This window comes from Agrobacterium sp. 22-209-1 (assembly GCF_053522485.1).
In genome coordinates this window covers 51,723-64,100 of the sequence record NZ_JBNWCH010000001.1, presented here as the reverse complement: position 1 = coordinate 64,100, position 12,378 = coordinate 51,723, and the positions used below count along the sequence as shown (strand labels likewise).

At 58.8% G+C, this 12,378-nt stretch carries 15 protein-coding genes; 2 read left to right on the top strand and 13 right to left on the bottom strand.

What is annotated here, in order from left to right:
- Nucleotides 1–1,959, top strand: coding sequence for a MacB family efflux pump subunit (locus ACQZ48_RS00315; RefSeq protein WP_173990554.1), 1,959 nt, complete (start codon nt 1–3; stop codon nt 1,957–1,959).
- A 13-nt stretch (nt 1,960–1,972) separates the two neighbouring features.
- Here the strand turns inward: ACQZ48_RS00315 and ACQZ48_RS00310 are convergent, their stop codons facing one another.
- Nucleotides 1,973–2,209 carry an acyl carrier protein gene (locus tag ACQZ48_RS00310; RefSeq protein ID WP_448728323.1) on the bottom strand — a complete coding sequence of 79 codons (237 nt, stop codon included), beginning with the start codon at nt 2,207–2,209 and terminating at the stop codon, nt 1,973–1,975.
- Between the two features lie 312 nt (nt 2,210–2,521).
- Here ACQZ48_RS00310 and ACQZ48_RS00305 point away from each other — a divergent pair, with 312 nt between their 5' ends.
- Nucleotides 2,522–3,619: an acyltransferase family protein gene (locus ACQZ48_RS00305; protein ID WP_448728322.1), complete on the top strand. Its 1,098-nt coding sequence runs from the start codon at nt 2,522–2,524 to the stop codon at nt 3,617–3,619.
- A gap of 367 nt (nt 3,620–3,986) precedes the next feature.
- Here ACQZ48_RS00305 and ACQZ48_RS00300 read toward each other — a convergent pair whose 3' ends face one another.
- The 12 genes from ACQZ48_RS00300 to ACQZ48_RS00245 all read right to left on the bottom strand — a co-directional run bounded on the left by ACQZ48_RS00300 (nt 3,987) and on the right by ACQZ48_RS00245 (nt 12,345).
- On the bottom strand, nt 3,987–4,274 hold the full coding sequence (locus ACQZ48_RS00300; RefSeq protein ID WP_077984197.1) for a hypothetical protein: 288 nt from the start codon (nt 4,272–4,274) through the stop codon (nt 3,987–3,989).
- A gap of 546 nt (nt 4,275–4,820) precedes the next feature.
- A complete protein-coding gene (locus tag ACQZ48_RS00295; protein ID WP_162854307.1) occupies nt 4,821–4,958 on the bottom strand; it encodes a hypothetical protein in 138 nt (45 codons plus the stop codon).
- Between the two features lie 96 nt (nt 4,959–5,054).
- A complete protein-coding gene (locus ACQZ48_RS00290; protein WP_077984196.1) occupies nt 5,055–5,270 on the bottom strand; it encodes a hypothetical protein in 216 nt (71 codons plus the stop codon).
- A gap of 38 nt (nt 5,271–5,308) precedes the next feature.
- Nucleotides 5,309–5,545 (bottom strand): 30S ribosomal protein S21, encoded by a 237-nt coding sequence (gene rpsU, locus ACQZ48_RS00285; protein ID WP_077984195.1) that lies wholly within the window; start codon nt 5,543–5,545, stop codon nt 5,309–5,311.
- 27 nt (nt 5,546–5,572) lie between these two features.
- Nucleotides 5,573–5,863 carry a cold-shock protein gene (locus ACQZ48_RS00280; RefSeq protein ID WP_077984194.1) on the bottom strand — a complete coding sequence of 97 codons (291 nt, stop codon included), beginning with the start codon at nt 5,861–5,863 and terminating at the stop codon, nt 5,573–5,575.
- A gap of 109 nt (nt 5,864–5,972) precedes the next feature.
- The gene (locus ACQZ48_RS00275; RefSeq protein WP_003508146.1) at nt 5,973–6,182 is read right to left on the bottom strand and encodes a cold-shock protein; all 210 of its coding nucleotides are present in this window, start codon (nt 6,180–6,182) and stop codon (nt 5,973–5,975) included.
- A gap of 281 nt (nt 6,183–6,463) precedes the next feature.
- Nucleotides 6,464–6,634 carry a hypothetical protein gene (locus ACQZ48_RS00270; RefSeq protein WP_162854306.1) on the bottom strand — a complete coding sequence of 57 codons (171 nt, stop codon included), beginning with the start codon at nt 6,632–6,634 and terminating at the stop codon, nt 6,464–6,466.
- 336 nt (nt 6,635–6,970) lie between these two features.
- Nucleotides 6,971–8,206: a Gfo/Idh/MocA family protein gene (locus tag ACQZ48_RS00265; protein ID WP_077984193.1), complete on the bottom strand. Its 1,236-nt coding sequence runs from the start codon at nt 8,204–8,206 to the stop codon at nt 6,971–6,973.
- Between the two features lie 19 nt (nt 8,207–8,225).
- Nucleotides 8,226–9,047: a sugar phosphate isomerase/epimerase family protein gene (locus tag ACQZ48_RS00260; protein ID WP_448728321.1), complete on the bottom strand. Its 822-nt coding sequence runs from the start codon at nt 9,045–9,047 to the stop codon at nt 8,226–8,228.
- 24 nt (nt 9,048–9,071) lie between these two features.
- Nucleotides 9,072–10,235 carry a dihydrodipicolinate synthase family protein gene (locus ACQZ48_RS00255; protein WP_448728320.1) on the bottom strand — a complete coding sequence of 388 codons (1,164 nt, stop codon included), beginning with the start codon at nt 10,233–10,235 and terminating at the stop codon, nt 9,072–9,074.
- 10 nt (nt 10,236–10,245) lie between these two features.
- A complete protein-coding gene (locus ACQZ48_RS00250) occupies nt 10,246–11,388 on the bottom strand; it encodes a Gfo/Idh/MocA family protein (RefSeq protein ID WP_448728319.1) in 1,143 nt (380 codons plus the stop codon).
- A gap of 246 nt (nt 11,389–11,634) precedes the next feature.
- On the bottom strand, nt 11,635–12,345 hold the full coding sequence (locus tag ACQZ48_RS00245; protein ID WP_137412069.1) for a TetR/AcrR family transcriptional regulator: 711 nt from the start codon (nt 12,343–12,345) through the stop codon (nt 11,635–11,637).
- Nucleotides 12,346–12,378 lie beyond the last annotated feature (33 nt).

Sequence of the window (12,378 nt, the reverse complement as noted above, 5' to 3'; positions counted from 1 at the left end):
ATGGCTGAACCTTTGATTTCGCTTAAATCCGTGCGGCGGGATTATCCCTCCGGCGAAGGCACGATCAGCGTGCTGAAGAACATCGACCTCACCATCGAGGCCGGTGAGATGGTGGCGATCGTCGGCGCGTCCGGGTCGGGCAAGTCGACGATGATGAATATTCTCGGCTGCCTCGACCGCCCGACATCGGGTAGCTACAGCATCAGGGGCCGGGAAACGGGTAATCTCGATGCCGACGCGCTTTCGGCGCTCAGGCGTGAAAATCTCGGCTTCATCTTCCAGCGCTACCATCTGCTGGCCGAACTGACGGCGCTGGGCAATGTCGAAATTCCGGCAATCTATGCCGGCAAGACGCAGGGCGACCGCAGGCAAAATGCCGCAAGGCTGCTTGGCCGCCTCGGCATGGCGGAACGCCTCGATCACCGTCCCGGCCAGCTTTCCGGCGGCCAGCAGCAGCGCGTTTCCATCGCCCGCGCCCTGATGAACGGTGCAGAGATCATTCTTGCCGACGAACCGACCGGCGCGCTCGACAGCGCCAGCGGCGACGAGGTGTTGCGCATCCTCGGCGAGCTGCATGCCGAAGGCCGCACCGTCATCATCGTCACCCATGATATGTCGATTGCCAGACGCGCCGGGCGGATCATCGAAATCAGCGACGGAACGATCATTTCCGACCGCAGGACGGATGCAACGCTCGTACCGCAGGTCGATGCCGAACCCGCTGCCGTTTCCGTCGGGTCTTCGGGTCTTGCGGGTCTCGTTTCGTCTCTGCGCGAGGCGTTGCGCATGGCGCTTCTGTCGATGCGGGCGCACAAGCTGCGCACCTTTCTCACCATGCTCGGCATCATCATCGGCATCGCCTCGGTCATCAGCGTCGTGGCGCTGGGGCAGGGGTCGCAGCAGCGGGTGTTGCAGAACATATCGAGCCTCGGCACCAACACGCTGGAAATCTTCGCCGGCAAGGATTTCGGCGACATAAGGTCGGGCAAGATCACCACGCTCGTCGTTTCCGATGCCGACGCGCTTGCCAAGCAATCCTATGTCGCGGCGGTGACGCCGACGGTCTCGACCTCCAGCACGGTGCGTTTCGGCGCGAAGGAGGCGAATGCGCTGGTGAACGGCGTCAGCGAACGCTATTTCGTCGCCAAGGGCACCAAGCTGTCGCAGGGCCGCTTTTTCGATGGCGGAAGCGTCGCGCAGAAGGCGCAGGACGTGGTGATCGACGAAAATACCCGCAAATCGCTGTTTGCGGATTTCGACGGCAGCCCTGTCGGCCAGGTCATTCTCATCGGCAAGGTGCCGGCCCGCATCGTCGGCGTCACGCAGGCGCAGCAGGGCGGTTTCGGCTCAAGCCAGAACCTGTCGCTTTACCTGCCCTATACCGCCGTCCAGTCGCGCTTTCTCGGCAACCTGTCGCTGCGCAGCATCACGGTGCAGGTGGCTGACGATGTCGATGCCTCAATCGCCGAGCAGGCGGTGACGACACTTCTGACCCAGCGGCACGGCACACGGGATTTCTACATTCTCAATACCGACGATATCCGCCAGACCATCACCAGCACCACGCAGACGCTGACTCTTCTGATTGCGGCGATTGCGGTGATTTCGCTGCTGGTCGGCGGCATCGGGGTGATGAACATCATGCTCGTTTCGGTGTCTGAACGCGTTTCGGAAATCGGCGTGCGCATGGCGGTGGGCGCGCGCCGCACCGATATTCTGCGGCAGTTCCTCATCGAGGCGGTGCTGGTCTGCATCATCGGCGGTACGCTGGGCGTGCTCGGCAGCCTCGGCTTCGGCGCGCTTTTCTCCGCCTTCAGCAGCAATTTCGCAATGGTCTATTCCACGGCGTCGATCATCGCCGCCTTCGTCTGCTCGACGCTGATCGGTGTTGTCTTCGGTTATCTGCCGGCGCGCAACGCGTCGAAGCTCGATCCCGTCGCGGCTTTGTCTGCGGGGTAAATCCCCCCGCCGGTCACGTCTTGTTTTTTTCGACGAAACGGATGGCGTCGCCAACGGTCAGGATCGTGCTTGCGGCGGAATCTGGAATTTCCACCCCGAATTCCTCTTCGATTTCCATGACGATCTGAACGGTCTCGAGCGAATCCGCGCCGAGATCGTCAGCAAAATTGGCATTGTCCACCACATTGGCGGGGTCTGCGCCAAGCTGGTCCACGATGATTTTTCTGATACGTTCTGCAATGGTGGACATGGTGAGACTCCGCGAAAGTTGCCTGCCGCCGAACGCCGCCCCATCTGAATTTGCGCCGAAGATATCCAAGCGAAATCAAGCTGAGTTTCGAAAGGACAAGGCCGCAGAGTCAAAGGCTCGAAAGATCGATGACATCCGGACGTAGCACGCCTTTCGCAGCCGCGAAAGAGTGTCGATCACCCGTTAGTATTCCATAATAATATGGGACGTTCGCCACGTTAAACAGTTTGTGACTGGCGGCGGTGAACCGCAACGCGGTAAAGCTCGTTGCCTGTGAACCTCAAATCCGTCAGCCACACCGAGCCTCATGCCATGGTCCAGTCGTCCCCGGAACGCTTTATATTGCTCGATGGCATAAGGGGCGTGGCCGCACTTTTCATCGTCCACCGCCATGCCGAGGATCTGTTCGGGAAAAGCACGGCTTCGAGCTATCTCGCCGTGGATCTGTTCTTTGCGCTGAGCGGTTTCGTGCTCGCGCATGCCTATAGCAGGAAACTGGCCGAAGGGGCGATTACGCCAGGCTTTTTCATGAAGGCGCGCTTCGCACGTCTTTACCCTCTTTATGGGCTGGCGCTGGCCCTGATGGCCGCCTATTTCATCTGCCTCTACGTGCTGGGCCTGCCGACGCCGATCGACGATCTGCACCGTCTCATCGATCCGGGCGAGCTTGCTTTCGCCTTGGTAACAGGGCTGCTCTTTCTGCCGGCGCCCTTCACGCTCACGCTGAACGGTGCGCTGTTTCTCGTCAGCCCGGCATGGTCGCTTTTCAATGAGCTGGTGGTGAATGCGTTTTACGCCCGCTTCGGTGTCCGGGCCACGCCGAAACAAACCGCCGCGGTGCTCACGGTCAGCGCCCTTGTGTTGATGGTGGCTGCCGCCGAGTTTGGCCGTTTGCATGCCGGTTTTCGCTGGCATGAAATGTATGCCGGCATGGGGCGAGTGTTCTTCTCGTTTTTTGCTGGCGTGCTTATTTACCGTTTCCGCAATCGCGTGCCGCAGTTGAAACCCTTTCAGGCGGCGCTTTGCCTTCTGCTGGTCTGCTTCATTCTGGCCGTGCCGATGTCGCGCGAGCTTCGGCCGTTCTTCGATCTTGCGGTTGTCCTTGTCGTCTGGCCGCTCCTGCTGTTTATCGCCAGCAAGACGGTTCCAGGGCGCGGGGTGTCAATGGTGTCGGTGTTTCTCGGCACGGCGTCCTATGCGGTCTATGTGCTGCATATTCCGCTTCTGGCCTGGACGGAGCTTCTTATCCCCGCGGTGCACCGGGAAAACCTCGCTTTGTCGGCCGGCCTTGTTTTTCTCATCGGCACGACATGCCTGTCATGGTTGCTGACGGTCTATTACGATCAGCCCGTTCAGAAATGGCTGAAGAACCGGTTGAGAAAGCGGAGCGAAATCCGCCAGCCGGTATGACCCTGCCTCGCGGCTGAAAACCTCAATAATGGGCGAAAATCGGGGCTGTCAGCACAAAAGCTGCGACGAGGCTGATGATCGTCAGTTTCGCCGCTCGTATGCGGCGCATTTTGCGGCCGCTCCAGTCATACGTCATACTCACCTCCACGCAGACGCAAAACTTACCGGTATGGGAAACAACCGAAACCTGGCGCAGACCTGTCATGGCCCCGCAACGCACCGGATGCACATTCGATACCCAAACTCCCGGACGCGCCTGATCGCGCGCGGGATGCTCAATTTCAGTGTTGCCTGATATACGACTTTTGCCAAGCCGTTATTTTCATCGGTGATTTTGAAGGCCGCCACGAAAAGGGCGGCAAGCCCATCACTGGTAAAGAGGCGGCAGGCCCTGAATGGCGTAACGCGGCAGCGGTTTCCACGGTTTGACGCGCTCATGTTTGTGAACGCCGAACAGGAACAGCATTTCCTTCGAAATATCGGCAGGGTCGGTCAAGCCATCCTGAAAGAGCTGGATCACCTTGCGGGCGGCATTGTCGTAGAGAATGACTTCGTCATCCATGGTGCGGCTATCGTAACCGAGACCTTCCAGGACTGACTGAAGCATTTTCAGGTCCTGCGATGTGATGATGCAATTTTCGTGTGCGGAAGACATGAGGTCGTCCTTTCCTGCGGGAGTTAGAAAAAAACCGGAGCGTCGCGCTGCCGTCCAGAGATGGCGCTGGGACGCTTCAACGTTTCGAAATGCGGACGCGTCAGATAAACCGTTTCCGGCGCGTGCTGTCATCCATGTCGCGTGAATTGCGGATCGTTACCGCCGGCAACAGGCGGGACAGGGCTGAGGGCGCAACAGACCAGACGGTGGCAACGCCGCTTAGTTAACTATCACGGAGCCTGCGCCGTTTAAGGGGAATAGGCAAGTTAATTCCGCTAAACACGGTGAGAGATATAGCCGCTGCCGCAGGCAACAAAAAAGGCCGGGGCAATATTGCACCGACCTTCCTCATATCGCTCTCAACACCAGTGCCAGTACATCCGTGGTCAAAAGTCTAAAAGCGACTGGAGCAACTGCGAACGTCGATTTCATTCGCGCTCACCAGCAGTTGCTATGGGAGACATTTAGTTTGGCAATGTGGCCAAATCAAGACCTGCATTCATGGCGATGCATTTATTCGTCCTGATTTCCCAGCCACAGGGGGCGTCATGTCTTCTTGCCATCCCCGGTGGTTGCATTGGCAAACTTGACCTGCGAGCCTGGCGGGGCTGCTGCAGGCGTTTTCGTCTTGTCTTTTTTAGGTTTGCGGATTTCCTTGTTGCTGCGCAATTGACCCTTGGCCATGGTGTCCTCCTCCTGCTGAATTCATGAGGTCTCGAGCGGGTATTAATCATCCCCTCAAGACCCGTTTGACGGGGCGGTTCTGGAAATCCCGTCCGGCTATTTCTTGCCGGATCGTTTCTTTGCGGATGCAGGCGCGTCAGCGATAAATGACGCTTCCTGTGCCTCACGAAGCTGGCGAAGGCGCTCTGTTTTGCGGGCGCGCTGGTCGGCCTCGGTATTTATGATCTGTTTTGCGGCGTTATCCGTCAGTGATGCTTTGTCCTGTGCGGATAGTTTGCCGGGCTTGAAGAAAGCTTCTTTAGTCGCGGCCATGTCATTCTCCTTGACGTAAGAGAGCAGTATCAAAGGGCTTAGCGGGTGCGGGCGGCCTTCTTTGGGCCCGGCAGCAAGCCTTCGCGTTGCATCTTCTTCTTTTCCATCTTGCGATGGCGGCGTACGGCTTCGGCCTGTTCGCGGACACGCTTTTCCGAGGGCTTCTCATAGGATTCCCGCGCGCGCATTTCGCGGAAGATGCCTTCGCGCTGCATTCTCTTTTTCAGAACACGAAGGGCTTGGTCTACATTGTTGTCGCGGACGAGTACTTGCAAGAAATTCTCCTTCAGCAGCCCATGCTGCTACTTTCTGACTTTAATGGAACTCAGGTTGACCCAGCTGGATCCCGCTTCGCGCACCGAAGTGTTTTCGCTGACGCGTGGCGTCGGTGTGGTGGACGCTGACAAATCTATTTCGTCGATCGCAATACTGCGTTCGAAATTTTCATGTTGGAAGCGCACCCTGAGACGAACGACGCCCTGTCCCTCCGGCATCACGGACATCACGCGCGCAGGACCCTTGGGCTGGTTGTTGCCGATGACACCGGGCTTCAGAAAAACCGTGTCGCCGCACTTGTAGGAATTTTTACGCATAGGACCTCCATGGCCCAAAAACAAAAGGCCGGGCTTTGACCCGACCTCTCACAGTCATCCTAACCTGCAGCCAGTACATCCGTGGTCTGCGAGTTGGAGATGACGAATATCAAGCTGCCTGAAGGTTATCAGCCGAGCTCTTGCCGGACCGACGGTCCTGGACGATCTCGTAGCTGATCTTCTGGCCATCGTTCAGCGAACGCATGCCGGCGCGCTCAACTGCGGAGATGTGAACGAAAACGTCCGTGCCGCCATTGTCAGGCTGAATGAAGCCGAAGCCCTTGGTGGCGTTGAACCACTTTACAGTACCAGTGTTCATAACGATTTCCTTTCGTAGAATCGTTGTGGTTCCCGCGATACCTTGCGGGATAAGATCGATTATTTGAGAGGAAATCCGACGGGGAACAGTCTGTTCCAGAACGACGTCACAAGCAATGGTCGATGAAGAAAATATAGGCGCAATTTTTGATTTTGCAATGGGCCCTGAAGGAAAAAGCGCCGGCGAGCAACGCTTGATCCGCTAAGTATCTGTTTTACGACGTTATTTCCCGATGGGCCAATGTTAACCCCGGTCTGGCGCTGCCTTTGGTCTCACGCGCATCAACCTCCGCCGGGAGACACGTCTTTCGCATCGTCGTCCGGCAGACTGCCTGCGCCCGGCGTCTTGTCGCAGTCAGTGAGGGAAGGTTTGGCGTGCGGGCCGGCCGGGGGAATGTCGTTCGGGCTGGAAGGCCCTTTGTCGACAGTTTTCGGCTTCGTTTTCTTCGTCATGTCGCGTCCTCCTTTTAGCAGGAAAACGCCAGGGAAAAGGCGCGGGTTCCGTTTCCACACCGCGCGGGCGCGCTTTTCCGCCGTCAGCGGCGGGAACGCGGCTTTTTCTCTTCTCGGTTCATATCTCGTCCGACCCATTTGAAGAACACAACGAGGCTGGCGCCGATGATGATGAGCGGAACGAAGGATTCAAAACTGGACATGACTCACTCTTTCTTCCCCCGGCGGCCATTTTACCGGCCTGAAAGAAGAGCGTAATCTGCGGAATATCGTCGGTTCTTTTTTGGCGATTGCCGTCTGCGGCCCAGCTGCCGATGAGGTCGCAGACGACAGCGGTTAAACGGGCAACGATTTCACCGTTGCCGTCCCGCCTTCACGGGCGCTTTTCAGCGCCGCCACGCCGGTCAGAACGGACATGGCGCCGGCGCGCGACCCCGCCCGCTGCCGCAGCCGGTCGTTGGAGCCAGGCTTGAAGATCATGTCGCGCATGCGGTTGTCGCCGCCATAGTGGCCGCCCGGCTCATGCGGCACCCAGATACGTTCCACGCCGCCGCCAAAACTTTTCACCAGCAGGATTTCATCGGCCGGCGGTTCCGTCCAGGGCTGCTTTTCATACTGGCGCATCTCGATGCGCCCCTTATGACCGTTGAAGGCGATATGGTGGCCCTCGATCGGCATATAGGTATTGAGTGAATAGGAAACCTGCACGCCGCTGGCATAACGGATCGAGGCGCTCATGGTGTCGGGAATGTCGATTTCCTCGCGGAAGACGCAGGCATCGCGCACATAACCGTCCACCGTCGAAGGATCTTCATATAGCGCATCTAGAAAAGGATCGGCGCCCAGATCCATGAAATAATCGCACTCGCTTTTGTGCGGACAGGTGCGACAGCGCGTTCCCCGGAACGGACCGTTCTTGCCATAATGCAGCAATTGTCCGAACCCCTTCACTTCCACGGGATCGGAATCGAGATACCAGTTCAGGAGATCGAAATGGTGGGTGGCCTTGTGCACGAACAGGCTGCCGGAATGTTCGGTGAAGGCATGCCAGCGGCGGAAATAATCCGCGCCGTGGTGATTATCGAGATACCAATGGAAATCGACCGAGGTAACCGTGCCGATGGCGCCGTCATCGATCAGTTCCTTTATGCGAGCGGCCGTGGGCGAAAAACGATAGTTGAAGGACACATCGACACGTCGGCCGCTTTTGGCTTCGGCTGCGCGAATGCGGTCGATCTTTTCCGGGGTGGTGGTCATGGGCTTTTCGCTGATGACATCGGCCCCGCCTTCCAGCGCGCGGATGATGATGTCGTCATGGGTGTCGTCAGGTGTGCAGACGATCACCAGTTCCGGGCGTTGCTCCAGCATCATCCGGTCGAAGTCGTCGTAAAGCGGCGCGTTCGATCCCATCATGGCGCGGGCGCGCTCGGCGCGCATCAGGTTCAGGTCGCAAATGCCGACCAGCTCGACATAGTCGCTCCAGCCGGCCAGCAATTCGCGGCCCCACATGGTGGTACCGCGATTGCCGGTGCCGACCAGCGCGTAACGTTTGCGTTTCACCTTTTCAGGCATTGTCTCTCTCCCGGATATCTCAACAAACAGTCTTGAAGCGCTCAACCACGGTGGCGAGGACCTCATCCATCGGGCGTGCCTGCCAGCGATGCGAGAAAATCTCAACTTCCTGCGGGCCGTGGAAGCCGGCGGCCTCGATCATGGCGCGAAAGGCCTTGAGGTCAATCACGCCGTCGCCCATCATGCCGCGATCATTGAGCGGATCCGTGGTCGGCACCAGCCAGTCGCAGATGTGATGGGCAAGGATTTGCCCGTTCCTGCCCGCACGCGCCACTTGCTCCTCCAGTTCCGGGTCCCACCAGACATGGTAGACGTCGATGGCCACACCGGTGCCGGCGCCCAGCCGGTCGCAAAGATCGAGCGACTGTTTCAGCGTGTTGAAGCAGGCGCGGTCGGCGGCATAAAAAGGGTGGAGCGGTTCGATGGCCAGCGGCACGCCGGCGGCGCGGGCATAGGGCAGAAGTTCGGTCATGCCGTCCTCCACCATCTGCCGCGCACCCTTTAAATCACGCGAGCCGGCGGGCAGCCCGCCCACGACAAGCACGAGGCAGTCAGCTTTCATGGCGGCGGCCTCATCGACGGCGCGTTTATTGTCCTCAATGGCGAGCCGACGGCCTTCCTCGGTAGGAGCAGGGAAAAAGCCGCCACGGCAATGGCCGCTGAGGCGCAGCCCATTCTGCTCAACGATGCGTGCGGCTTCAGTAAGACCGACGCCGTGTACCTGTTCGCGCCAGGGCGAAATGGCGGTGATGCCATGGGCGAGGCAAGCATCGACGATTGCGCCAAAATCTCCGCCCTGACGCACGGTGGCGAAATTGATGGAAAGGCCTTCAAGGCTCATCTCGGTATCTCTCCTCGTATTGCTTCACCCGATGCCGCGGACGGCCAGAAACGCCTTCATGCGGTGCGTGGCCAGATCAGGCTCGGTCAGCACATTGGCCTTGTCCGCCAGTCGGAAAAGCTCGGCGAAATGCTGCGTGGAGCGGGTGCTTTCCTGCCCGCCGATCATAGTGAAATGATCCTGCAACCCGTTGAGATAGGCGAGGAACACCACACCGGTTTTGTAGAAGCGGGTGGGAGCCTTGAAGATGTGGCGCGAGAGCGCCACCGTCGGCTCCAGAATATCGAAGAATTCATTGTCCGCCCCGTGCTTCAGGCAGGCCAACGCTTTCGAAGCCGCCGGCGCGATGGCGTCGAAAATACCGAGCAGCGCGTCCGAATGGCCGTTCTCATCACCGGCGATCAGTTCGGCGTAGTTGAAATCGTCGCCGGTATACATGCGCACGCCTGCCGGCAGACGGCGGCGCATGACGATTTCCTTTTCCTTGGAGAGAAGCGAAATCTTGATGCCGTCGATCCTGTCAGCATTCTCCTCGATCATGGCAAGGCATGTTTCCATTGCCGCCATATGGTCATTGGCACCCCAATAGCCCTCAAGCGCGGGGTCGAACATTTCGCCCAGCCAGTGGATCACCACTTTCTGCTCGGCGCGGGAGAGAACCCGCGCATAGGCCTTGAGATAATCATCCGGCGAGCGGGCGGTCGCGGCCAGCGCGCGGCTCGCCATCAAGATCACACGTCCACCTTCTCCCTGAACAAAATCAAGCTGTTCGAGATAAGAGTCGATAATCTGGTTCAGGTCGTAACCGCCGCCATTCAGATGGTCGGTGCCGACGCCGCAGGCAATCAGAGCATCCTTGCGGCTGGCTGCTTCCTTCAGCGAACGGGAGATCAGTTCTTGCGCCTGCGGCCATGCCAGTCCCATGCCACGCTGCGCCGTATCCATCGCCTCGGCGACGCCGAGGCCGAGGTCCCACAGGCGGTGACGAAAACGTAAGGTGGCGTCCCAGTCGATGGCGGGGTTAAGCCATGGGTCGTTATCGGCAAAGGGATCGGCCACCACATGGGCGGCGGCGAAGGCGACGCGGTTGAAATCCGTGGCACTTCGTTTCTCAACGGCGACCGGCGTGCCTGATAGCCTGTAGACCTCGATGCTGCGGTCGTCCTTCGGAAGCTTGAGTTCACTCACGTCTGCCTCCTTAGGAAATAGCGGGAACGTCGAGCCAGCGGCGTTCCTTCCACGATTTCAATCCAAGCTCGGCAAGCTGCACGCCCTTCACGCCTTCCATCAGCCCATAGGGCCACGGCTCGTTGTCGACGAGATGGCGCACGAACATTTCCCACTGCGCCTTGAAGCCGTTATCGTAGACGACATTGTCCGGCACTTCCTGCCAGGTCTTGTAGAAATCGATGGTCTGCGGCTGGTCGGGGTTCCAAACTGGCTTAGGTGTGTTGGTGCGGTGCTGGGTAAAGCATTTGGTCAGGCCCGCCACCGCCGAGCCATGGGTGCCATCGACCTGGAAGGTCACGAGGTCGTCGCGACGCACCCGTACCGCCCATGAGGAGTTGATATGGGCAATGGCGCCGCCTTCAAGTTCGAAAGTGGCATAGGCCGCGTCATCCGCATCCGCCTTATAGGCTTTGCCCTGTTCGTCAAAACGTTCCGGAATATGGGTCGCGCCGAGGCAGCTGACCGATTTGACCGGGCCGAACAGATTGTCGAGCACATAACGCCAGTGGCACAGCATATCGAGAATGATGCCGCCGCCATCCTTCAGGCGGTAATTCCAGGAGGGGCGCTGCGCCGGTTGCCAGTCGCCTTCAAAAACCCAGTAACCGAACTCGCCGCGGACCGAGAGGATTTTTCCGAAAAAGCCGCTGTCGCGCAGCATGGCGAGCTTGCGCAAGCCCGGCAGGAACAGCTTGTCCTGCACCACGCCGTGTTTGATGCCGGCGCTTTCGGCCAGCCGTGCAATGGCCAGCGCCTCTTCCATCGTGTCGGAAATCGGCTTTTCGCAATAGACGTTCTTGCCGGCCTTGATGGCTTTTTCCAAAAGGCTGCCGCGCATCTGCGTCGTGCCGGCATCGAAGAACAGCGTGTCATCAGGGTTTGCAAGCGCCGCATCGATATCGGTGGTCCAGCGGGCGACATTATGTTTTTTCGCGATTTCCTCAATCTTCGCGCCGTTTCGCCCGACCAAAATGGGGTCGAGCATGACCCTTTCGCCGTTCTTCAACAGCACGCCGCCCTGATCGCGAATGGCGAGAACGGAGCGCACGAGATGCTGGTTGTAACCCATGCGGCCGGTGATGCCGTGCATGATGACGCCGATACGTTTCATGAATTTCCTCCCAAGGCGGCCTTTTCCCGAAAGCCGCTTCCGTCAAACATGGCAATTTGTAACCATTTGGTTATTTGTGTTCGTGAAAGGTGCGATCTGTCAAGGTGTTTTTGACAGGAAAAATTCATGAGGTGAGGATCGCTGAACTTACGGGTCTCCACCGCGTCGCAAAAAGAAAACGGCGCGCTTCGCGGATGCGAATGGCGCGTCGTCGCTGTTGTTAAAGAGAAAATCGGTTCGGCCGGTTCAGGCCGGCCGCACTGCAGCAAGCAGGGTATCGACGATATGCTGGCCCCAGCGTTCCAGTTCGGCAGGGTCGGTCAGGTCGCGCTGGAAGATGGTCGACAGCGTGAACCGGTTCGAAAGATAAAAGGCGCCGAGCGAAGCAATGGTCAGATAGACGTCGATCGGATCGAGACCGTCACGGAATTCGCCGGCGTCGCTGCCCCGCCGCAGCACGTCTTCCAGCTCTGAAATGAAATTCGAATGCATCGCCGTAATCGTCGGGGATTGCCTGAGATAGCGGGCTTTATTGAGGTTTTCCGTGGCGAGGATGCTCAGGAATTCGGGGTGGTCGAGGAAGTAGTGCCAGGTAAAAAGCGCAAGTTCCCGCAGGCCCTCCGACGGGGCCTTTCGGGCCAGGTCAAGCCGTCTCTCGGTGTGGCGGATATGGCGGTAAGCGTCTTCGAGAACGGCGAGATAAAGCGCATCCTTGTCGCCGAAATAATGGTAGATCATCCGCTTGTTGGTGCCGGCGCGCCGGGCGACGACATCTATCCGAGCCCCCGCCAGCCCCTTGGCGGCCACCTCACGGCGGGCGGCTTCAAGAATGGCGGCGCGCGTCCTTTCCGGGTTTCGCACCTGTGCCGTCGCGCGTTTGCGCTTGGGCGACGGCGTTTTCTCCATGGCGGCATCGGGGGCCGGATCGGACGGCTGGTTTGTTGTCGTTTTTTCCATTTCAGCACCCGCTTGACAATGTTTGCGATCAGT